The organism is Shewanella atlantica (assembly GCF_003966265.1).
GTDB lineage: Bacteria > Pseudomonadota > Gammaproteobacteria > Enterobacterales > Shewanellaceae > Shewanella > Shewanella atlantica.
This window is the reverse complement of the sequence record NZ_RXNV01000015.1, coordinates 17,865-39,688: the sequence shown is the minus strand read 5'-3', so window position 1 is coordinate 39,688 and position 21,824 is coordinate 17,865. Positions and strand designations below refer to the sequence as shown.

Sequence of the window (21,824 nt, the reverse complement as noted above, 5' to 3'; positions counted from 1 at the left end):
TTGGACTTCGGTTACCAAAGTCATGGAGCCTGTGATCTGGTAATAAAATAGAGAACTCTAAACAGTTTATCGAGCCGTTCAGATATTAGTTTAGTAGGATATTGGATTTTTTTTCTGAAAGAAAAAATTAGCGTTTGCTTGTTTTGTAACGCTTTTATTAGAGAAGAGGATTATGGTTATTTTTTGACTCGATTGCAACGTCTGATTTTAATTCATGAAAAAAACGCGCTCCGATGAGCGCGCTTTTTTTGCCACTTATGAGCTACATATTGGGGTAGTTTGGCCCACCGCCTCCCTCCGGGCTCACCCAGGTGATATTCTGGCTAGGATCTTTGATATCGCAGGTTTTACAGTGAATGCAGTTTTGAGCATTGATGACGAATTTGCTTTCGCCTTCCTCTTCAATAATCTCATAAACTCCTGCAGGACAATAGCGCTGAGCGGGTTCATCAAACCTGACTAAGTTCACATCGATAGGGATACGTGCATCCTTGAGTCGAAGGTGACACAGCTGATCTTCTTCGTGAAAGGTATTTGAAAGGTAAACCGAAGAGAGTTTATCGAAACTCAGCTTTCCGTCGGGTTTAGGGTAGTCAATCTTACTATAGCTACTTACATCTGCCATTTGAGCATAGTCAGGTTTCTCATCCCTTAAGGTGATGGGGAACTTGCCACCAAACCAGTTTTGGTCAATATAGTTGAAGGCACCGCCGAGGTAGGTACCAAATTTATGCATTGCAGGACCGAAGTTACGAGATTTATATAACTCATCCTGTAACCAGCTTTCTTCGAATCTGCCATTGAAGCAGTCGAGATCTTTACCACCCTCAACCCCAGCCATAAGCGCCTGTGCGATTGTTTCTGCCGCCAACATGCCGCTCTTCATGGCAGTATGAGTGCCTTTGACCTTAGCAAAGTTCAGGGTGCCGGCATTACAACCAATAATAAGCCCTCCGGGGAAGCTCATCTTAGGCAGGGAGTTTAAGCCACCTTTAGTGATCGCTCGTGCGCCATAGCTTATGCGCTCGCCTCCGGTCAGGTATTTTGAGATGACCGGGTGGGTCTTATAGCGCTGGAACTCATCGAATGGACTCAGGTGCGGATTTTGATAGTTCAGGTCGACAATAAGGCCCACTGCGATTTGATTATCTTCGAGGTGATAGAGGTAACCACCACCCGATGCGCCTTCGGTTAATGGCCAGCCGCCAGTATGAACCACCTTGCCCTGTTCATGTTGTTCGCCGGGAACTTTCCAGATCTCTTTAAAGCCTAAGCCGTAGTGCTGTGGTGTCTTGCCATTATCTAAGTGATACTTCTCGATGAGTTGTTTGCCTAAATGGCCACGACAACCTTCACTGAAGACAGTATATTTTGCGTGAAGCTCCATGCCGGGTTCAAAGCTATCTTTAGGCTCTCCATCGGTACCTATGCCCATGTCACCAATCAAGATCCCTTTGACACTTCCATCTTCATTAAAGAGCAGTTCACTTGCCGGAAAGCCCGGAAATATTTCGACGCCAAGCTCTTCGGCACGTTCGGCTAGCCAGCGTGCCAGATTGCCTACGCTAATGATGTAGTTACCTTCATTATGCATCGTTTTTGGCAGAAGCGAGTTGGGCATGGCGCGTGAAGCGGTCGCCGAGCTCAACATATGGATCTCATCAGATTTGACGGCTGTGTGAAGTGGTGCGCCTTTTTCATGCCAGTCGGAGAATAGTTCATCCAGCACTTTAGGTTCAAATACCGCGCCAGAGAGAATATGAGCCCCAACTTCCGAGCCTTTTTCTACAACACAGACAGTAATTTCCTGGCCACTGTCTTTCGATACCTGCATAAGTCGACACGCTGTTGCCAAGCCTGCGGGGCCTGCTCCAACGATGACGACGTCGAACTCCATCGATTCGCGTTCCATCACTTCACCTCTAATCGGTCACTTCTCCCCGTTAAACGGGTGTTTTAATCAGTCTATCCACCATACCTCAAAAATGCTTGATGGCACAGAGTTTATACAGTGATAACCGTCTATCTGATACTAATTATGTATGTGAGGGGTGTCACAAAATATTAACGCCTGATTGATCTTGAGCAACTAATGCAGCATTTCCGCTATGGATTGAAATAAAAATAGGACTATAATCAGCCCTGACGGTTCTCCGAGCTTTTTGTCCTACGTCAACAGATACGGACGCTAAGCCGTGGCAATAACGCCACCGGGGTGTGAACAGAAATGCTCTCACCTCCCCTTACTTGGAAAGGTGATCATGTCTCAACTACAAGACAAATTTGGTCGAAGATTTCACTATTTGCGGATGTCTGTTACAGACGTTTGTAATTTCAAATGCACTTATTGCCTCCCCGATGGTTATCGTCCCGATGGACGTTCAAAATTTCTTGCGCTAAGCGAAATAGAAAATCTGATCGCCGCTTTTTCAGAGGTCGGTACTCAGAAGATCCGTATCACAGGTGGCGAACCCACTCTGCGTAAAGACTTTACCGATATCATTCGAGCGGTTGCCGACAACGATAAGATTAAGACCATTGCGACGACAACTAATGGCTATCGTTTAGAGAAACACGCTAAAGAGTGGTATGACGCCGGATTGAGACGGATTAACGTCTCGGTCGACAGTCTCGATCCTAAGATGTTTTATCAGATCACCGGTGAAAATAAGTTTGATGAGGTGATGCGTGGGATTGATGCGGCGCTCGAGGCGGGTTTCGAGCGGGTGAAAATCAATGCCGTACTGCTTAAAGGGCTGAATGATAAAGATCTGCCCCGTTTTCTGCATTGGATAAAACATACGCCGATAGATCTACGCTTTATCGAGTTGATGGAAACGGGACTCGGGCATGATTACTTCCAGGCACACCATTTAGCTGGAGCAGATATAAAGTCGCAGCTCGTTGAACAGGGCTGGACCTATGATCAGCCGGCTGCCGATGACGGCCCTGCTCAGAATTTTAGTCATGAGGACCATAAAGGCCGTATCGGCTTGATTATGCCTTATGAGAAAAACTTCTGTGCTAGTTGTAACCGTCTACGGGTCTCTGCAAACGGGAAACTCCACTTATGTCTGTTTACTGAAAATGGTGTCGATCTCAGAGATCTGCTTCAACATGAGAGCCAAAAGGCTGAACTTGTTGAACGTCTTCACGGGCAACTCGCGCAGAAAAAAGAGACCCATTTCCTCCACGACGGCATCACAGGTGTGACTCAGCATTTAGCTTCCATCGGCGGATAGTCGATGAAAGAGGGCAGGCTTATACTTGTTTATAAGTACTGTCCCGAATGGCTCTATGTTTCACATCTATCGCTGGTTAATCATTTCATGAGCTGCTTCAACTACATGACGCAGGGTAATGAGTATAATTTTGCCGTTAAACATAGAGTTACTATCAACTACAGTTTAAGAGATTAATTTATGGGACACTGCACCAATACCCAATTTGTACCATTAAACATCGCTGTGCTCACCCTGTCAGATTCCCGTGATTTTAGCCGGGATACCTCTGGACAGTTTCTTGAAGATAATCTGATCGAGGCTGGGCACACACTTGTCGATCGTAAGTTGATAAAAGATGATAAATACGAGATCCGCTCGGTATTGTCTCAATGGATCGCATCGGAAGAGGTGCAGGTCATTATCACTACCGGTGGAACCGGATTTACCGTGCGAGATAATACTCCAGAAGCGGTCAAGCCCCTGTTCGATAGAGAGATAGAGGGTTTCGGAGAGCTATTTCGTCATGTTACTTATACCGAATTAGGCACATCGACGGTGCAGTCGAGAGCCTTGGGTGGCTTTGCTAACCAGACCGCTATTTTTTGCTTGCCCGGTTCGACCGGAGCTTGCCGTACCGGTTGGACAAAGATAATTAAAGAACAGTTAGATGCAACACATAGACCCTGTAATTTTGTGATGCATGTGAAAAAAATATCGGGTTAAGTCGTAGTCTCAGTATTGCTAAGTAGCATACTGAGTGAGTTTTCTATTTGAATTGCGTTAATGTAAAAGGTCAAAACTGATGTCGAATGAATTTACTCATATCAACGCCGATGGCAATGCTCATATGGTAGATGTGACCGAAAAAGCGGTAACCGAGAGAGAAGCCAGAGCGGAAGCCTATATCGAAATGGCTGCAGATACTCTGGATATGATCATGAGCGGCAGCCATCACAAGGGTGATGTGTTTGCGACGGCTCGTATTGCAGGTATTCAGGCGGCAAAGAAGACCTCGGATCTTATTCCACTGTGCCATCCCCTGATGTTGACTAAGGTAGAAGTTGAACTTGAGGCTCAACCTGAATTTAACCGCGTCCGCATCACCAGTTTGTGCAAGCTCTCGGGTAAGACGGGAGTTGAGATGGAAGCATTAACCGCAGCATCTGTTGCGGCTTTGACCATCTATGACATGTGCAAAGCGGTTCAGAAAGATATGGTGATCTCACAGACACGTCTGTTAGAGAAACGCGGCGGTAAGTCTGGTCATTTTAAGGTATAGAGATTAGCTATGATAAACGTATTATTTTTTGCGCAGGTTAGAGAGTTATTGGGCGAAAGTGGCCTTCAGGTCGAAGCGACCGATGAATTACATTCTGCTGAGACGCTCCGCGCGGCACTCGCTGCCAAAGATGAGAAGTGGGGCCGGGTGTTAGCCTCAGATAAGTTGCTTGTTGCCGTCAATCAAACTATCAGTAGTTGGGACACGCCGGTACAAGATGGTGATGAAGTGGCCTTCTTCCCGCCTGTTACCGGAGGGTGAGCATGTCTGCGAATATGAACAAGGTTCTGGTACAAACTGCAGATTTCAGTGTGCCAGAAGAGTACGCTCGGATTGCCGATGATAACAGTGATGGCGCTGTAGTCACTTTTGTCGGTAAAGTCAGAGATTTTAATGATGGCAGCGTGGTTACCGATCTGACACTGGAGCATTATCCGGGCATGACCGAAGCCGTATTAAACCAGATTGCTGTCGAAGCTCGTGAGCGTTGGCCTCTGAATAATGTGACCATTATTCATCGTGTGGGGACTATGGCGTTGGGTGAGCAGATTGTGTTTATCGGTGTGACCAGTGCCCACCGTAAAGCGGCATTTGCAGCTTGTGAGTTCTTGATAGACTTTCTTAAAACCAAGGCTCCCTTCTGGAAGCTGGAAGCCGGCGAAAGTGGTAAGAGCTGGGTAGAAGCTAAAGACGCCGATGAGCAAGCGGCTAAGATGTGGGATAAGTAGCTTATACCCAAGCTATCTCAAGATGCTCGCTTCAGAGCTCCCTTAGGATAGCTGAATTCTGCATTTTGAAGTGGTTTGGGGATATCAGGGTTATTTTCAAGGCTTGGCATATTTCGGGAAGGAAGTGATGAAGACGTTGAAAGGGCTGGTCGCGCTTTGTGTTGCAAGTTTACTGTTGTTTTCAAACATGGGCGCACAGGCTGCGAGTAATGATGTACCTGCGATTGCTGCGGCATCGAATATTAAGTTTGCACTCGATGAAATTGCCAAAAATTTTACCCGGGATACGGGTCAGAAAGTAAGGATCTCTTACGGTTCTTCGGGTAATTTTGTGGCGCAGATTAAGCACGGTGCACCCTTTCAAATGTTTATGTCGGCCGATGAAAGATATACCCATCAGTTGGCCCTGTCGGGGGCAACTGTTGATGAAGGGGTACTTTATGCGGTCGGACGGCTAGCTATTGCGGCACCGAAAAACTCTCCACTGGCGATAGACCCTGAGCTCAATGGCCTGAAGTCTTTGTTGCAGAGCGGTCAGCTGAAGCGCTTTGCCATCGCGAACCCGGACCACGCACCATATGGCGAACGTGCGCGAGAACTGTTGAAGAATATCGGTCTTTGGGAGTCTCTTGAGCCTCATCTTATCTATGGTGAGAATGTCTCGCAAGCGGCTCAGTTTGCCGTTAGTGGCTCGACCCAAGGGGGGATTATCGCGCTCTCCTTAGCGATAGCGCCTCAATTTCAACAGATGGGTCACTACCAGGCACTACCAGCCGAACTTCACGCTCCCTTATATCAACGTATGGTGCTCACCAAAAAAGCGGGTGTTACGGCTAAGGCATTCTATGCCTACCTGCAAACCGAGACTGCCCGTCAGACATTTATCGAGTTTGGGTTTGGTTTGCCTGACTCATCCACCTTTACTAAATCGGGTGATTAACGGATGGATTGGGAAGCACTCGGGTTATCAATCAAGCTGAGTAGTGTCACAGTACTTATTTTGATCCCTTTCGCCATCTTGCTTAGCCGCTACCTGGCTTATCACCACTTTACCGGTAAATCCTGGGTCGAAGCCTTGATCATGGTTCCCCTGGTGCTGCCGCCTACGGTGATCGGATACTATTTGCTGGTGGGACTCGGCAGTCAATCCTGGCTTGGACAGATGCTGGAGGAGCTACTGGGTCATCAGCTGGTCTTTAATTTCTCCGGTTTGGTCGTGGCCTCAATTCTAGTCAATATCCCTTTCGCGGTTCAACCAATACAGCGAGCTTTCGAGGCGGTACCAGAAGAGGTGCGGGATGCGGCTGCCTGCTGCGGAATGAGCCGAATGAAGGTGTTATTTAAGATTGAGCTGCCTATGGTATGGCCGGGTGTATTGACTGCTTTAGTACTCTGTTTCTCTCATGTCTTAGGCGAATTTGGTGTCGTCCTGATGATGGGCGGAAATATCGCAGGAGAGACTAAGACTATCGCCATCTCCATCTATGACAGTGTGCAGGCGTTTGACTTTGCCAGTGCCGGGCAGATGTCTTTGGTGTTACTCATTTTTGCTGTCACTGTATTGGCATTTACCACCAGTTTGTCCAGACGTATGGGAGCGGCGCATGTCTCAAGACGTCAGTGATCTTTATTGTCGTATTAAACAAGATAAGCAGATCAGACTCGATGCCGAATTTAGCTGTAAGGCCGGAGAGGTCATGGCTGTTGTTGGCCCTTCCGGCGGTGGTAAATCGACCCTGCTTCGAATGATTGCCGGTTTAAATCAACCTGAGTCGGGTGAGATCCGCTACGGAGATAAGCCTTGGTTTAAAGGTGATGCCAAGGTTAATCTGAGTCCTCAACAGCGCCACCTGGGTTATGTGCCTCAACATTTTGGCCTGTTTCCTAACTTGACCGCACTCGAAAATGTGGTTGCCGCATTAGATCATATTCCTAAGCCTGAGCGGATCCCCCGTGCTAAAGAGTGGCTGGAAAGGGTGAACCTTCATGGATTGCCCGATCGTTTACCCGCCAACCTGTCCGGTGGACAGAGGCAGAGAGTTGCACTGGCCAGAGCGCTTGCTCGAGAACCGTCAGTACTCTTACTGGATGAGCCATTTTCTGCCGTGGACAGGGAGACTCGTGAGCGCCTCTATCTCGAGCTGGCCAGACTGAAAGAACAGCTCTCTATTCCCGTTGTCATGGTGACTCACGATCTTAATGAGGCGTTACTGCTGGCCGATAATATGATTTTGATCAGTCAGGGGAAGATGTTGCAACAGGGGAAACCTCAGGAAGTATTGACTCGTCCCCGTAATGAAGCGGTTGCTAAGCAGATGGGCTTGCGTAATCTATTCGATGCTCATGTGATTGCTCAGGAAGAGGAGCGCCAGATCACCTGGCTGAAGTTTGGCGAGCATCTGATAGCCAGCACCTATTTTGACAGTTTAGAGGTCGGGACTAAAGTGCGCTGGGTGATCCCAAATCAGGGCATACGATTTAACTCGATTAAACAGGGCAGACTATGCCGCAGCTTTAACAAGTTAGATATCACCATAGACTCGATGTTGACGATGGGAGAAACCGTCAGAATCGTCGCGAGTGTTAAGGGAGTACGGCATCAGATTAATGCCGAGGTGCCGCTGCATTTAGCATTAAAGCTTGAACTGGCAAAGGGGGTTAATACAACCGTAGCCCTGAAATCTGAGCTGATCCATATTCTGGATCAGTAATAGGAAGTTTTAAGGTTCCAGGTGGTAACCGATATTTCTTGCTCCCATTTATGATCAAACATTAATCTGGTTTCCATCTCTCCTTTACTGTTAAGCGCATAAGATTAGCGTTAACTTAACAGGAGAATCCAGAATGCCTAAAAAATTAACCGGCTCTATTATTTTATCTTGTGTATTAACCCTACCTGCATTTGCTGCCTATAACGGCCCGGGGGTTAACAATCATGCCAAAACTGCGGCCGAAGCCGGTAACGCGAAAGATGACACCCCTGTAGAGTTAACGGGGCATTTGGTTAAAAGCTTAGGCGATGAAAAATACATTTTCCGGGATACAACCGGTGATGTTGAAGTCGAGATTGATGATGCGCTTTGGCGTGATATAGAAGTCTCCAGCGATACCACTGTGACGCTCAGAGGTGAGGTCGATGATGAGTGGCAAGGTATTGAGATCGAAATTGACAGTATCGACCTGATTAATTAGCTGCTGAGCCACTCTATAGAGTCTGTAAGTAGTAAAGTAATTTCGACTCGGATAGGCTCAGTTACAGTATAATCGGCAGTAGAATTACCTGAACGGTAACGGTTTTTTCTTTATTGATATAAGATGAAACGAGTATAAATGATAACGGAGGAGCAATGGCTCGTTGGCTAGTTGGTTTAGTTCTTTTTTCAAGTACCGGTTTTTCTGCCGCATGTATGGCTGGGGCCTCGGTATTGGAACTGCTCTCAGATGGGCAAAATATCTCTCCGCAAACATTTATGCTGCAAGTCGAGAAAGATTACCCCGGAGTAATAAGCGAATTTGAAATTGATGTTAAAAAGGGTGAGCTTATCTATGAGGTTAGCGTGATAGACACGAGCGCCGAAACCATCACCGAATTTGAGTTCAGAGCCAAAGATGGTCGACTTATCCATCAACAGGTAGAGTCTTTAGAAGCCGATGACAAGGATGAGCTTAAAGCTGTGAGTGTGATGGAAGATGAGTCATTAACTTTTAGTTATCTGGTTAAGCAGGCGATGGCTGCCAGCCAAGCGTATATTGTAGAAGCACAACTGGATCACGACCTTAATATCAGTTATTTAGAGTTAAAACTGTTAGATGGAAACGGTAAGAGCAAGATAGCATTCGATATTAAAACTCAGCGTCCTCTACCAATGCTTAAATGGAACTAGGTTACCTGTATGAAAATTTTACTTGTAGAAGATGATGCAACCACCATCGAATATGTGGTTAAAGGATTTTTGGAGCAGGGGCATAATATCGAGACCGCAAGTGATGGGCATCAAGGCTTACTCCTCGCGACGAGCATGAAGTATGATCTGGTGATATTAGACCGTATGCTACCTCAACTCGATGGGTTAAAGTTGCTTGCCGCACTCAGGGCTACCGGTAGTCAGACTCCGGTATTGATCCTGTCGGCCCTAAGCCATGTTGATGAGCGTGTAAAAGGTTTGAGAGCCGGTGGCGATGATTACATGACTAAGCCTTTTGCCTTCTCTGAGTTGCTGGTTCGTGCCGAAAAACTAATGCAGAGAGGTTTTTCTCAGCCTGCAGATACCGAGCTTGCTGTGGGAAATCTGGTTATGGAACTGCTTACCCGTAAAGTGACCTTAGACGGCACAGAGCTCATGCTGCAACCTAAAGAGTTCCAGCTGCTAAAGTATTTGATGGAACACCCAAATCAGGTGATAAGTCGTACTTTGCTATTTGAAGCCGTATGGGATTACCATTTCGATCCTCGCACCAATGTGATTGATGTTCATATCGCTAAGCTCAGACGCAAATTTGAAGAGCTGGGATTTGGTGAGTTGATTGAAACCGTTCGAGGTGCAGGTTATCGCCTCCGCCAAGGGCATTAAGCCTTATCAGAGTAGTGCCTGGCGCATTACCATTATCTTCTCGGCTCTTGTTACCTTAATCATAGGTACTTTGCTCTTTGGCATGTACCGACAGTTGATGAACGAACAGGAGCTGCAGACAGATCAACATCTCGCGGCGGAAAAAGCCCGCTATCAACAAATGGCACTGACCTTAGATCGAAGAAGCTTCGGTATACAGGTCAAGACAGCCGATCCTAAAACGGCGCTTGTCGTATGGCGTAACTCATTCGACTTGGTTGGTGCATTAAGTTTGATGCCCGATGATATGCCCATGTTGCCGCAAACCCGTGAATTTCCGGTATTGACCGGTGGTCCGGATAAGCTGCATATTCTCACCGGCGGCCTGGTCATGACCCGCTATGGCCCGGTATTGATCGCCACTCGTACCGATCAGCTCGCCACTCTGATAGACAGATTCGTTAACGCTGCCATCACCGCCATGATGTTGACCATAGTGCTGACACTAGCCTTAGGTTATCTGTTTTCTAAGGCGATTTTACGCCGATTGGTGCAATATAACCGTCTTAGCCGCCGCATCGAACGCGGAGAATACTCGACACGTTTTCCTGTCAGTTGGCGCCAGGACGAGTTCGACATGTTGGCCAGTAAGTTTAATCGGGTGCTGGATACGCTGGAAAATAACCTGACGGCAGTGAGGGGGGCGACTGATAACATTGCCCACGATCTCAGAACGCCTCTGTCACACTTAAGAATAGGTTTGGAGCAGCTGCCGGACAGATCCTGTGAAGAGTTACCCGAAGCCTGTGCCATATTGACCGAAAAATTGGATCATTGTCTGGCGACGTTCGATGCCATGCTATCACTGACCCGTATCGAAGAAGGGCAACAGACTTTAGAGTTGCAGGAACTTAGCCTGAAGGTTTTATGTGAAGACCTGTTTGAGATGGCCGAGGCGATGGCTGAGATGAATCAACAGACTCTTTCGGTTACCACTGGAACCGATGTCAAATTAACCGGGGACAAGTACCTTCTGTTCCAGGCTCTGTTTAATCTGGTCGATAATGCGATTAAGTATGCGGGTGAAGGGGCGCATATCGAAATAGTACAGAGAGACAGGGAGATACAGATCCGTGATAACGGCCCGGGCATTCCCGACGAAGCTAAAGATAGAGTTTTCGATCGCTTAGTGAGGTTAGACCCGAGTCGTCACTATCAGGGGACTGGTTTGGGCTTATCGTTAGTGAAAGCGATCTTGGCCAGACATGATGCCAGGGTTAAGTTAATGGATAATCAGCCCGGACTCATCGTTAGCATTACTTTTTAGTGCACCAATATCTTCTTTTATACATAGGCAGTGAGCAGGCATATAGATGTACCAGATAGTTGCAGATGAAACAGATTTTTTAGTTATTGCAAAATCCCATGATGTTCACTTTCACAGCCAGGATGGGACTGCGGGGGTTATGGCCAAGGTTGAACAAGATCTCGGGGTTAAACTCTTCTCCGTTCATCGACTCGATACCTTGACCTCCGGGTTGTTGCTGTTTGCCAAGAGTAGTCGAGCCGCTGCGGAATTTACCCAGCTTTTCACTGCGCATAAGGTTCAGAAATATTATGTGGCGATAGCGAAAGGAAAGCCAAAGAAGAAGCAAGGCTGGATTGTCGGAGACATGGCAAAATCTCGTCGCAGCATGTATAAGCTGCTGCGTTCGATGGACAACCCTGCGATGACACAGTTCTTTTCTCAATCAGTTGCCGAAGGCGTCAGGTTATATCTGCTTAAGCCTTTGAGCGGCAAGACCCATCAATTAAGGGTAGCATTAGCGAGTATCGGTGTACCGATTTTAGGCGATCGGCTTTATGGTGGCGATGAAGCCGAAAGGGGCTACCTGCATGCGTTTAGCTTAAATTTTATCTTTCGCGGTAAAGCCTATCAATACCTGAACAATCCGGCGCAAGGGGCTGAATTTACTACGCCTGATGCCATTAAGCAGTTGCAAATATGGTCAGAGCCTGAGAAGTTAGATTGGCCAAAACGAAAATGAATTATTTTTAGGGAGATCTATTAATGGATACAAATAAGCTTTTATTGATTATTATCGCTATCTTGCTACCACCTGTAGCCGTATTCCTAAAGTCGGGTGTGGGTAAGGATCTGTTGATTAACATTATCCTATGCTTAATCTTCTTCATTCCGGGTTTGCTGCATGCGCTCTGGGTCGTGACGAAATAAGCTTGCTTAAATAAAGAGTTGTTTGACAGAAAAAATGCAGCCTAATGGCTGCATTTTTATTGATAAGCTGTAAGTTAATACCGATTGGTATCAATCTATCTCCCCGGCAATTATTTTGTCATAGACGCCATTCGAATGGATAATCTCTATCCCCTTATCTAATGCTTTGGCGAGCGCCTCTGAGTCCGGGTGTTTCCTGGAGAAGGCGATGTGGATTTTGCTCTCTTTATTCGGGAAGCCTCTGTATAAGCTTGCTGAATCCAGCTTCATCTTATTCAGGGTGTACTTTGCCACCTCATCGTACATGATCACAGCATCGACTCTGCCCGCCAGCAATATGTTGATGAGTTGAGTCTGGCTGGATACTTTAAGCTCTTCGAATCTGTGTTGTTCATGTTCGAATAGCTGCCCATATTCATAGCCGAAAATTCGTCCAACTTTAAAGTCGTCAGGAAGATCGTCAATGCTGGCGTATTGAGCTCCATCTCCAGGACGGAAAAAGAATGAAGATTTAGCAATGAACAGCGCCGAATGACCAAATAGGTATATCGCTTCAGTGGATGTTTGTTTACTCACATTAAACCCGCCAACGACATTGCCGCTCTTGATATCGTAAAGCACTCTTGCGTAGGGTAATACCTGGATTTTCGGTGTAATGCCAACTGCAGAGAATGCATGTTGTACTATGGATGTAGACAGGCCCTTTCCCATTTCATCGGCATAGGGAGGCCAGCTATTTTCTACCGCTATGATAGGAGAGAGTGTTGCTTCCTGAGATAAAGCTTGTCGCTCCGCAGCCGAGGTCGTTAAGCAAGTCAGAAAAAAAATAAAGGGCAGAGTTGCCAGAGAAAATGGTACCTGTATTGTCATCGCAAGGCTTAAAAGTAATAGTTCATTTAAATAATGCTAATATAAATCCGGCGTAGTGCAAATAAAAGATGGTGTGTGCATTTAGGTATTATGTGTCTCGCTGTTATATAATAGCCTGCTGACTAAAGCATTGAGGGCCGGAAGATGAATCGCAAGAAAAAGATTAACCAGACACTAAAAAGCAAAGCTAAAAAAGCCAATGCTAAGCTGCACGGCCGTAATAATAAGCCTAAGTATATCTCTAAAGCTGAGCGCGCCAGGTTGGCTTTAGAGGAGGAGCAGGCGAGCCCTGTTGCTGCAGATTGATTTAAATTTACACATCTTCTGGCCGTATTACTTTTATATCTCCGTAAAATAGCTTCAGCTTTCCCTTCTCACTTGATTGTTAATTCATCTGACTGATGGATTAGTAGCCTGGTAATGTATTTTTTCCTCTTTATTTGCGACGAATATGCCTTTTTGCTAATTCTGCAATACCGTAAACAGGGTGAGTTATGGCAGAATGCCCGGCTGTCTCATCACAAGTACCGAACATCTCTCTTTGTCTGGTACTGACCGAAAGAAAGTAAAGTTATTGATAGCCTGAATTTTGATGTTTCGGGTTAACGCTGTTTGGCTTTACATATTCAAATAGGAGTTTCATGAATACAGTTTATTCAATAGGTGAACTAGAGTCGTTCTTAGTGGCTATTTTGGTGCTTTTCATTGGCCATTTTGTCAATCGTCACGTTGCCTCATTCAGAAAATATAATATCCCTGAGCCTATCGTCGGTGGCCTTATTGTCGCCGCGATCATTACGATTCTGCATTTTAATAATATTGCATTGGAATTTACGCTATCGATGCAAAACACCCTGATGCTGATGTTTTTCAGCACGGTAGGTTTAGCGGCAAGTTATAAGTTATTGCTTAAGGGGGGGAGTAAGGTCTTTGTCTTCTTAGGTATCGCTTCTCTCTATATCGTGATCCAAAATGCCGTCGGTGTCAGTTTAGCTACGGCGTTGGGATTAGAGCCTCTTATGGGGTTGATCGCCGGCTCCATCACCCTGTCGGGAGGTCATGGAACAGGAGCTGCGTGGGCACAAACTTTTTCAGATACTTACGGTATCAATACCCTTGAGTTCGCCATGGCTGCGGCTACATTTGGTCTGGTCATGGGCGGGATAATTGGTGGTCCGGTAGCACAGAGGTTGATCAATAAAAATGATCTGCTTTCCTCCTATGGTGTTGGTGGTAATCACCATAAAGATCACCCGGATCTGGTTACCTACGATCAGTTAGAAGAGGATAGGGTGACGGCTAAGAGCATCCTTGAAGTGCTCTTCCTGCTGCTTCTGTGTGTGGCGGGTGCTAAGTGGATTGGGTCGCTGGTTTCTACCATGGATATCGGTTGGCTGAAAATGCCCGACTTTGTCTATGCACTATTTTTAGGTGTGGTGATCACCAATATCACAGAGTTATCTCGTGGTTATAAGATAAACACAGAGAGTGTCGATGTCTTGGGTACGGTTTCTTTATCACTCTTCCTTGCAATGGCATTGATGAACCTGAAACTCTGGGAGATATTCGACCTTGCTGTGCCATTATTGATAATCCTGTTGCTGCAGACTATCACCTTGGCTTTCTTTGCCTACTTCGTGACGTTCAGGCTTATGGGAAGTAACTATGATGCTGCCGTTATGGCTGGTGGTCATTGCGGCTTTGGTATGGGGGCGACTCCTACGGCCGTGATGAATATGGGCGCGCTCGTTTCGAGAACGGGTCCGTCACCCCAGGCCTTTATGGTTGTACCTATCGTCGGGGCTTTCTTTATCGATATTGTGAATGCGATTATCCTGCAGGGCTATTTAAGCTTTATAGGTTAAGCCTGAGCTAAACCAATAGCGCGAGCTGATCCAAATAAAAGCACTTCTTTTTGAAGTGCTTTTTTGTTGCAGTTTCCAACTCGCTCCCCAACTCCTTTCCCCAAGAAGCTGACAAACCAGACTCCAGAATTAAAAAGTAACAAATATTTTACAATCGGTGCAATCAAACAGGGTCTAGTATTCGTTATAGATATGAACACTTCATTTTCTATAAGGACAGATCGATATGAACTCTACTAATAAAGCTCTCGGGTTAACGGTTGCGGGCATTTTGGCTGCGGGTATCTCTGTGGGGGCAAATGCGGTTCCTGAACAGCCCACCCAGTGGGAAAAGTGTGCGGGTATAGCCAAGGCTGGGGCAAACGATTGTGGTGCGCTCGATGGCAGTCATGGCTGCGCCGGACAAGCTAAGTCTGACAACTTACCCAATGAGTGGGTCTATGTACCTGCCGGAACGTGTGAAAAGATCACCGGCGGTGTCGTTAAAGCCGTGAAGCCGGCTAAATCCTGATGAAGCGGGGGAGTCTGAGTGGCGCAGGAATTGGCCTGCGTATCCCCCATGTGCAGCAGATCTTAGCTGCCGATGAGACCGATATCCCCTGGTTTGAAGTTTTGGCGGATAACTGGATAGTCGAAGGAGGGCTGAATAAGCAGATGCTCGAGGCGATTGCTGAGCGATATCCTCTGGTGCTTCACAGTGTTGGTCTCTCTTTAGGTGGTTTACCAGCCATCGACATGGACTATCTGGCACAAATTAGAGCATTAAAGGAGTCAACGGGCGCCCTCTGGTATTCGGAGCATGCAAGCTTCTCCGGTAATGCCGGATGTAAGGTCCCGGATCTCTTGCCCTTACCCTATACCGAAGAGGCCGTTAGGCATCTGAGCCGACGAATTATTCAGGTGCAGGAGTTTATGGGTGAAAGAATTCTGCTTGAAAACGTGTCTACCTATATAAGTTGCCAATTTAATGAGCTGACCGAAGGTGAGTTTCTTGCGGCGGTGGCGAAAGAAGCCGATTGCTATCTGTTACTGGATATCAATAACGCCTATGTCACGGCTAAGAACCTCAATCAGGATATGCAGGCATTTATGGAGGCTATTCCTGTGGAGCGGGTGAAACAGATCCATCTTGCGGGCTTCCATGATAAGGGAGACTACTTGCTCGACGCCCATAACCACCCGGTAGACAAAGATGTATGGCATCAATTCGAACATTTTATTGCCAAAAATGGCGCCGTACCCAGCATGATCGAATGGGATAATGATCTGCCACCACTGGAGAGATTACTTGCCGAACGAAATATCGCTGCAGGGATATTGCAGGCCGCCGATACAAACAGCCACTCGAGTGAGAGCCGAACCGATCCACAGAGGAAAGCTGAAGGAGACAGAGAGGTGGGGCAATGCGTTTAGCTCAATGGCAAAACTCATTTATGAAGGCGCTGGGCCCTGAAGGCTGTGATGAAGAGTTTCTTTCACTGGTCAATCCCCATGAATCGGCCCGGTTAGAGATATATCGTAATAACACCTTACAAGCTTTAAAGGCGACCTTGACTAAGGCTTTTCCCATCTGTGAACAGATTGTCGGTGAGAGTTGTTTCGCTAAGATGGCTCAGGATTACCTTAACGTTAACCCCATGCAGGAGAGTAACCTTAACCAGTATGGTGAAGGCTTTCCCCGGTTTATTGAGGGCATACTTGAAACAAACTCTGCATTTAATGGACTCGACTATCTCCCTGAGTTCGCTCGGCTAGAGTGGCTTCTGCTTAAGAGTTATTATGCCGCAGACGCAGTCAGCTGTCTGGAGTTACCAGAGATAGCAGGGCTTAGCGAGCAGCAGCAAGAGGATGTCGTTATGATATTGAGACCCGATGTTTTCATCCGGGATTCAGGTTTTCCTCTGTATGAGATCTGGCTGAATCATCAAGACCTCAATGCTCGAGAGCACTGTGACCATCTTGAGATCTATACAGCTCAGGAGCAATATCACTTCTGTATCTATCGTGATCCCTTTAAACCCAAAGTTGAACGTATTTCTCACCCAGAGTATGTGTTGTTAAGGGCGATCGAAGCCGAGGAGACCTTAGGGGAGATGACTGACGCGGCTACTGATATGACGCCTCTGCCGGAATTCATCGCCAAGGGCTGGATATGTGGATTTCGCCTGCGAGAGTCTGCGTAGATGTTGTCCCGCGAACAGCTTCAAGGCCTGTATCGTTACTGCTTCTGTTTAACGAGTGAGCGAGGCAGTGCCGAAGACCTGCTACAAACCTCGTTGGAGAAGTGGATTCGGCGCAATAAAGAGGTCGAGTATTCCCATGCCTACATAAGAAAGATAATTCGTAATCAATTTGTCGATGACTGTCGCCGAAAACAAAAGATAGCGTTTGAGCCAATTGAAGAGCATACGCCGGTTTTGCTCGATGAAACCTGCTTAGAGACACTGCAGATCCAGCATCATCTTATAGAGCAGGTATTTAAGTTGTTGAATTCAGCAGAGCGGGAGGTGCTCTATCTTTGGGCCATCGATGGCTTTAGTGCATCAGAAATCAGTGAAGATCTTAACCAACCGCGGGGGACGATTCTGTCCCGTTTACATCGTATAAGACAGAAGGTTGCCGATGCTACCGAAGAACAGAAAAGAAGTTTAGCCGGAGTATCGTCATGAAGATGAATACCGAACAGATGAATACTTCGTTTAAACAATCGGCTAAGCAGTTTATCGAGCAGCAGCATCTCGATAATGAACAGTTAGCTAAATTTGAAAGCCTGCTCTCGGACCATATGGGAGAGGCGTTGCCGGTGGAGCCATCATCGATCTCGAATAGTAAAGCGCAGGCGGCCGATATCAGTAACTCGAAGGTGCGGTTTAGATCTTATATCGCCTTGGTTGCCAGTCTTATTTTAATTGTGACCATGAGTCTAAATTATTATCCTCAAGGACCGGCCATCAGCTTAATGATTGCCGACGAAGTGGCCATGAACCATATTAATATGAAACCTCTCGAAGTCGACTCTCAGAGAATTGAGCCCATACGTGAATATTTCACCGAACTGAATTTTTCAGTTGTTAAGTCGAGCCTGTTTTCGAAACAAAATTATCAGATGCTGGGTGGGAGGTACTGTTCAATTCAAGGTGTTAGCGCGGCTCAGATCCGTTATCAGACTGATAGCGGGAATAAAGTGACGCTCTATGAGGTGGGTTATGATGCAGAGCTTTACGGGAAGCTGCCTCATTTTGAGTCTGGTGAGCCAGCCTTGGAGGTCTATGTTAAAGGGATCAGGGTATTGCTTTGGGTGGAAAAGGGCCTGTTGATGGCCGAGGCTCAGAGTATCGATTGAGCCAGCCTTATCCGAATACAGCTCATAGCGGGAAAAATTTAGACTCAAGGGCTTGCCAGCAGGTCTCATCCTCGCAATGAGGAACATGGTGTAGCAGATAATTGAGGTCACCTGTGTGCCTTAACTGACTCAGTACCATCAGATGTTGCTGCAAACCAGCGTCTCGTGTTCCCTGGTAGCCATAACCATCGAGGAAGGCGTGAAATATTCTGGGTTCTCCCTGGGCGAACAGCAGAGCCGGAGAGGCAAACTCAAATAGTGGATCGGGGCAAACAAGGGCGTCACCGAAATCAAAAATACCTACCAATCGGTAATGACCCCTTTGCTCTGTCACCATCAAATTACCCGGATGTAGATCTGTGTGAATAAGGTGACTATTTTCACTATTTAAAAAGGGTTCGAGCCTGGAGATATGCAGATCCAGATAGGAGGTTAACCCCTCAAGTAATACGCGGGAAACCTGTTGTTTCTTGCGTTTTTCATAGCAATTCTGACGCTGCAGTCGAATAAACTCGGGCCAATCAAGTTTCATCTTTGTGGCTTCGGTTCCATGGAGCTGATGTAGCCGGGCACTGAATTGACCGAGCGCTTGGGCTATCTCTACTTTATTATCTATCGTCAATGTGTCTACTACGGATGACAGCATCACCCCTTCGATTTTCTCTATGACTAAATAACGCCAGTTTTCGATCTCTCCCGAATAGAGTAACTCGGGTACCTTGATGCCTAAATCTTGTCCGTTAAGCAATTTGAGGCTGAGATATTCACTCTGAAACTGGCTGTACCAATTTGGCGCCAGAACCTTAACAATATAAGCGTGCTCTTTGCCGGAGCCAGAGTTCAATGTCAGCTCGAACACCGGGTTGGTGCCATCGAAGTTTTGAGAGAAGCGGGTGACATCTATGCTGTGCCGCTCGGTGATGATATTGAGCATAGGTTGCCAATCATTGAGCTGCCAATGATCGCAAATATCGCAAGCCTCATCATAATCTGGGTTACGGGGCAGCTTAGTCAGTGGCATGGAGTTTATCCTCTTCTATTCATTCAACTAAGTGGGTTTAGTGTTCGTAATTAGTTTGTTAATCAGTAGGTACAGTATGCATCCCTGATTGTAACATTTGATGGGGGATTTGTGATTTTGTTGGTGATGCACTGAAAAGTGACTATCGAGCCTGCTTGTTTAGGTTAGTATCAGCTGCCATTTCCACAGATTTAAAACGGCTTAATATGAGTTCAATGTTAAAGGTATCGTTAGCGGCCATAGTTGTGCTGACTGTTTCGGGGTGTGCGACCCCAAATGGCTGGGGAGCCGTTGGTGGCTCAAAGAGTGATGCCGTCGTGCGGCTAAGCTATGAATTAGGGGCTTTAGATACAAAAATACCTGACGAGAGCGATGGGATTAAGTTAGCTAAGCAGCGCTGCGGTTACTGGGGATTTTCCGGGGCTAAGCCATTCGATGTGGAAACCAGGACCTGCGCCGATGAGCAGTGTCGCTCTTACATTATCACCAAAGAATACCAGTGTCTTGACTGATTAGATTGTAATGGAGCCATTGCGATTAGATAATGGTTTACTTAATCGCACTGGCTCAATATCGTTTCCGGTGAACTTGCGGGACAGCTATTTCTCAGCTTGCTGCTCGCCACAGACTGAACAGTTAGCCTGTTTTGCGATTTTCATCTCACGAAACTCCATCGTCATGGCATCGATCATCAGGATACGGCCGATGAGTGGTTTGCCCATATTTGAGATGACTTTAATGGCCTCGGTGGCCTGTAAGCAACCTATCATGCCGACGACCGGTGCCAGGATCCCTGACTCGACGCAGGTAAGCTGCTGCTCACCAAACAACTTGCTGAAGCAGTGATAGCAAGGGTGTTCACCTTGATAGTCAAATACAGTTACTGTGCCTTCCATGCGGATAGCGGCAGCAGAGACCAGGGGCACCTTGTGAGTAAAGCAGCATTTATTGAGTTGTTCGCGTACCGCCACATTATCGGTGCAGTCCAACACCAGGCTATGGTTGGCGACGAGCTCATCCAATTCAGGATCGTCGAGCACCGCGTTGATGGTGTCGATCTGAATGTGAGGGTTGAGCTGGTTTAGGGTCTCTCTTGCCGATTCAACTTTTGGCTGGCCGACATTCTTGTCCTGATGCAATACCTGACGCTGAAGGTTAGAGATCTCAACGGTATCAAAGTCGACTATGGTCATCTGACCTACACCCGCAACGGCAAGGTATTGAGTGGCTGCGCAGCCAAGACCGCCGGCACCAATAACCAGAACGTTAGCGAGTTTTAGCTTCTCCTGTCCATCGAAATCCATCGCCTTGATGGAGATCTGTCGACTGTATCTGAGCATCTCACTATCGGACAAAATCTCATCGCTATCTTGGGTCGAGCTCATATTGCTTTATTCCTGAACGAATAACTTAAATTCTTGTGTCTGAATCAATTTGCTAAGCACTGTTATTAGCAAAGTACTGAATTAAAAGGTTCAACCGTGACTAAGGTACCATCGGCGGTATCGCCCTGATCTTGATTTAAGATCACGAAACAGTTGGCTAGACTCATAGAGGTCAGCATGCCCGAACCTTGGCCGCCGGTAATGCAGACTTCGGCTTCACCTTTGTCGTTGGTAGTCAGGATGCCACGCTGATATTCAACGCGCCCCGGGAATTTACGTAGATTGCCTTTTAGCTTCGCCTTTAACTGTAATGGCTTAGATTGAGGTAAGCCCTGCATCTTATTTAACAATGGCCAAACGAGCTTATAGAAGGTCACCATAGAGGAGACCGGATTACCGGGTAGTCCGCAAAAGATTGCTTTACCTAAGTGACCGAAGGCGAAAGGCTTTCCAGGTTTGATGGCCAGCTTCCAGAAGGTTACCTCACCCTCTTCGTCGAGGATCTGCTTAGTGTAGTCCGCATCACCGACAGAGACGCCGCCTGAGGTCAGAACCATGTCGGCATTAGCCGAGGCATTACGAAAAGCATGACGTATCGCTTCAGGATCGTCTTCAATAACGCCCATGTCGATCCATTCAACATTGGCACGACTCAATAGACCCTGAATGCTGTAACGGTTGGAGTCGTAAATCTGTCCCGGTGCGAGTTCGGTGCCCACCGGGCGCAACTCATCTCCGGTAGAGAAGAAGGCAACTTTTACCTGGCGGGTGACTCGGAGTTGGTTTGCCCCAATCGTCGCCAGCACTCCCATTTCGGCAGCCCCTATCTGGGTACCTGAGACCAGCACCTTGCCGCCGGTTTTCACCTCTTCGCCACGATAGCGTACATTGGCGCCCTTAGCTTTAGGTGCTTCAATGAAGATTGAATTCTCTTTAGCTGCAACCTTCTCCTGCATCTGCACTGTGTCGTATCCATCCGGAACGGGTGCTCCGGTCATGATACGAATACAGGTGTTGGCCTTAGGTACCCCTTCAAATGGATGCCCTGCAAAAGATTGACCTATAAGAGTCAGGCTTTCGTTATCGGCGAGATCGTCAAAACGGAAGGCGTAACCATCCATAGCCGAATTATTAAAAGGAGGAAGGTCTATGCTGGAAGCTAAATCTTCAGCCAGAACGCGGCCTAAAGCCTGGGAGAGCTGTACAACCTCAGAATCATCTACTGTGTTTACCTGCTTGAGAAGTAGGGCGATCGCTTCATCTGGATGCATAAGACTTGGTTGAGAACATGGATCTGCTTTACTGGGCATCGGGCTACCTTAA

At 47.0% G+C, this 21,824-nt stretch carries 27 protein-coding genes and 1 riboswitch; of the genes, 22 read left to right on the top strand and 5 right to left on the bottom strand.

Annotated features, from left to right (window positions below; translation table 11 throughout):
* Positions 1 to 262 precede the first annotated feature (262 nt).
* Complete coding sequence (locus EKG39_RS19920; RefSeq protein WP_126507760.1) at positions 263 to 1,912, bottom strand: electron transfer flavoprotein-ubiquinone oxidoreductase; 1,650 nt, start codon at positions 1,910 to 1,912, stop codon at positions 263 to 265.
* Between the two features lie 227 nt (positions 1,913 to 2,139).
* Positions 2,140 to 2,274, top strand: a riboswitch (molybdenum cofactor riboswitch).
* Here EKG39_RS19920 and moaA point away from each other — a divergent pair.
* The 14 genes from moaA to EKG39_RS19850 all read left to right on the top strand — a co-directional run bounded on the left by moaA (position 2,262) and on the right by EKG39_RS19850 (position 12,017).
* Positions 2,262 to 3,242, top strand: coding sequence for a GTP 3',8-cyclase MoaA (gene moaA / locus EKG39_RS19915; RefSeq protein ID WP_126507759.1), 981 nt, complete (start codon positions 2,262 to 2,264; stop codon positions 3,240 to 3,242). (Overlaps the previous riboswitch by 13 nt.)
* Positions 3,243 to 3,422: 180 nt before the next feature.
* Positions 3,423 to 3,947, top strand: coding sequence for a molybdenum cofactor biosynthesis protein B (moaB, locus tag EKG39_RS19910; protein WP_126507758.1), 525 nt, complete (start codon positions 3,423 to 3,425; stop codon positions 3,945 to 3,947).
* A 79-nt stretch (positions 3,948 to 4,026) separates the two neighbouring features.
* On the top strand, positions 4,027 to 4,503 hold the full coding sequence (gene moaC / locus EKG39_RS19905) for a cyclic pyranopterin monophosphate synthase MoaC (RefSeq protein ID WP_126507757.1): 477 nt from the start codon (positions 4,027 to 4,029) through the stop codon (positions 4,501 to 4,503).
* Positions 4,504 to 4,512: 9 nt separating this feature from the next.
* A complete protein-coding gene (gene moaD, locus EKG39_RS19900) occupies positions 4,513 to 4,764 on the top strand; it encodes a molybdopterin synthase sulfur carrier subunit (RefSeq protein WP_126507756.1) in 252 nt (83 codons plus the stop codon).
* 2 nt (positions 4,765 to 4,766) lie between these two features.
* The gene (gene moaE / locus EKG39_RS19895) at positions 4,767 to 5,231 is read left to right on the top strand and encodes a molybdopterin synthase catalytic subunit MoaE (protein ID WP_185817665.1); all 465 of its coding nucleotides are present in this window, start codon (positions 4,767 to 4,769) and stop codon (positions 5,229 to 5,231) included.
* Between the two features lie 187 nt (positions 5,232 to 5,418).
* Entirely contained in the window at positions 5,419 to 6,171 is a 753-nt protein-coding gene (gene modA, locus EKG39_RS19890; protein ID WP_246028576.1) for a molybdate ABC transporter substrate-binding protein, read from the top strand.
* Positions 6,172 to 6,174: 3 nt separating this feature from the next.
* Positions 6,175 to 6,855, top strand: a complete 681-nt coding sequence (gene modB, locus EKG39_RS19885) for a molybdate ABC transporter permease subunit (protein ID WP_126507754.1) — start codon at positions 6,175 to 6,177, stop codon at positions 6,853 to 6,855.
* Positions 6,836 to 7,942, top strand: coding sequence for an ABC transporter ATP-binding protein (locus EKG39_RS19880; RefSeq protein WP_126507753.1), 1,107 nt, complete (start codon positions 6,836 to 6,838; stop codon positions 7,940 to 7,942). The genes modB and EKG39_RS19880 overlap by 20 nt, the downstream gene beginning before the upstream one ends.
* A 133-nt stretch (positions 7,943 to 8,075) precedes the next feature.
* Positions 8,076 to 8,423 carry a NirD/YgiW/YdeI family stress tolerance protein gene (locus EKG39_RS19875; protein WP_126507752.1) on the top strand — a complete coding sequence of 116 codons (348 nt, stop codon included), beginning with the start codon at positions 8,076 to 8,078 and terminating at the stop codon, positions 8,421 to 8,423.
* A 155-nt stretch (positions 8,424 to 8,578) separates the two neighbouring features.
* A complete protein-coding gene (locus EKG39_RS19870; protein WP_126507751.1) occupies positions 8,579 to 9,115 on the top strand; it encodes a PepSY domain-containing protein in 537 nt (178 codons plus the stop codon).
* 9 nt (positions 9,116 to 9,124) lie between these two features.
* Entirely contained in the window at positions 9,125 to 9,802 is a 678-nt protein-coding gene (locus EKG39_RS19865; RefSeq protein ID WP_126507750.1) for a response regulator transcription factor, read from the top strand.
* A gap of 82 nt (positions 9,803 to 9,884) precedes the next feature.
* Positions 9,885 to 11,108 (top strand): sensor histidine kinase, encoded by a 1,224-nt coding sequence (locus EKG39_RS19860; protein ID WP_185817669.1) that lies wholly within the window; start codon positions 9,885 to 9,887, stop codon positions 11,106 to 11,108.
* 46 nt (positions 11,109 to 11,154) lie between these two features.
* A complete protein-coding gene (locus tag EKG39_RS19855) occupies positions 11,155 to 11,829 on the top strand; it encodes a TIGR01621 family pseudouridine synthase (RefSeq protein WP_126507749.1) in 675 nt (224 codons plus the stop codon).
* Positions 11,830 to 11,852: 23 nt separating this feature from the next.
* Positions 11,853 to 12,017: a YqaE/Pmp3 family membrane protein gene (locus EKG39_RS19850; RefSeq protein WP_126507748.1), complete on the top strand. Its 165-nt coding sequence runs from the start codon at positions 11,853 to 11,855 to the stop codon at positions 12,015 to 12,017.
* Between the two features lie 90 nt (positions 12,018 to 12,107).
* On the opposite strand, the gene EKG39_RS19845 is transcribed toward EKG39_RS19850, so the two are convergent.
* Complete coding sequence (locus tag EKG39_RS19845; RefSeq protein ID WP_126507747.1) at positions 12,108 to 12,887, bottom strand: substrate-binding periplasmic protein; 780 nt, start codon at positions 12,885 to 12,887, stop codon at positions 12,108 to 12,110.
* A 144-nt stretch (positions 12,888 to 13,031) separates the two neighbouring features.
* Here EKG39_RS19845 and EKG39_RS19840 point away from each other — a divergent pair, with 144 nt between their 5' ends.
* From EKG39_RS19840 to EKG39_RS19810, 7 genes are all read left to right on the top strand, one after another.
* A complete protein-coding gene (locus tag EKG39_RS19840) occupies positions 13,032 to 13,193 on the top strand; it encodes a DUF2986 domain-containing protein (protein WP_126507746.1) in 162 nt (53 codons plus the stop codon).
* Between the two features lie 335 nt (positions 13,194 to 13,528).
* Positions 13,529 to 14,752, top strand: a complete 1,224-nt coding sequence (gene gltS, locus EKG39_RS19835; RefSeq protein WP_126507745.1) for a sodium/glutamate symporter — start codon at positions 13,529 to 13,531, stop codon at positions 14,750 to 14,752.
* 226 nt (positions 14,753 to 14,978) lie between these two features.
* Positions 14,979 to 15,263 (top strand): BufA1 family periplasmic bufferin-type metallophore, encoded by a 285-nt coding sequence (locus EKG39_RS19830; RefSeq protein WP_126507744.1) that lies wholly within the window; start codon positions 14,979 to 14,981, stop codon positions 15,261 to 15,263.
* On the top strand, positions 15,263 to 16,165 hold the full coding sequence (gene bufB / locus EKG39_RS19825; RefSeq protein ID WP_126507743.1) for an MNIO family bufferin maturase: 903 nt from the start codon (positions 15,263 to 15,265) through the stop codon (positions 16,163 to 16,165). The genes EKG39_RS19830 and bufB overlap by 1 nt, the downstream gene beginning before the upstream one ends.
* Positions 16,156 to 16,935, top strand: coding sequence for an HvfC/BufC N-terminal domain-containing protein (locus tag EKG39_RS19820; RefSeq protein ID WP_126507742.1), 780 nt, complete (start codon positions 16,156 to 16,158; stop codon positions 16,933 to 16,935). The genes bufB and EKG39_RS19820 overlap by 10 nt, the downstream gene beginning before the upstream one ends.
* Entirely contained in the window at positions 16,936 to 17,421 is a 486-nt protein-coding gene (locus EKG39_RS19815; RefSeq protein ID WP_185817664.1) for an RNA polymerase sigma factor, read from the top strand.
* The gene (locus tag EKG39_RS19810; protein WP_126507741.1) at positions 17,418 to 18,095 is read left to right on the top strand and encodes a hypothetical protein; all 678 of its coding nucleotides are present in this window, start codon (positions 17,418 to 17,420) and stop codon (positions 18,093 to 18,095) included. The genes EKG39_RS19815 and EKG39_RS19810 overlap by 4 nt, the downstream gene beginning before the upstream one ends.
* Before the next feature lie 22 nt (positions 18,096 to 18,117).
* Here EKG39_RS19810 and EKG39_RS19805 read toward each other — a convergent pair whose 3' ends face one another.
* Positions 18,118 to 19,116, bottom strand: coding sequence for a phosphotransferase family protein (locus EKG39_RS19805; protein WP_126507740.1), 999 nt, complete (start codon positions 19,114 to 19,116; stop codon positions 18,118 to 18,120).
* Between the two features lie 206 nt (positions 19,117 to 19,322).
* Here EKG39_RS19805 and yecR point away from each other — a divergent pair, with 206 nt between their 5' ends.
* Positions 19,323 to 19,628 carry a YecR family lipoprotein gene (gene yecR / locus EKG39_RS19800; protein WP_126507739.1) on the top strand — a complete coding sequence of 102 codons (306 nt, stop codon included), beginning with the start codon at positions 19,323 to 19,325 and terminating at the stop codon, positions 19,626 to 19,628.
* A gap of 87 nt (positions 19,629 to 19,715) precedes the next feature.
* Here the strand turns inward: yecR and moeB are convergent, their stop codons facing one another.
* Entirely contained in the window at positions 19,716 to 20,501 is a 786-nt protein-coding gene (gene moeB, locus EKG39_RS19795) for a molybdopterin-synthase adenylyltransferase MoeB (protein ID WP_126507738.1), read from the bottom strand.
* A 65-nt stretch (positions 20,502 to 20,566) separates the two neighbouring features.
* Entirely contained in the window at positions 20,567 to 21,811 is a 1,245-nt protein-coding gene (moeA, locus tag EKG39_RS19790) for a molybdopterin molybdotransferase MoeA (protein ID WP_126507737.1), read from the bottom strand.
* Positions 21,812 to 21,824 lie beyond the last annotated feature (13 nt).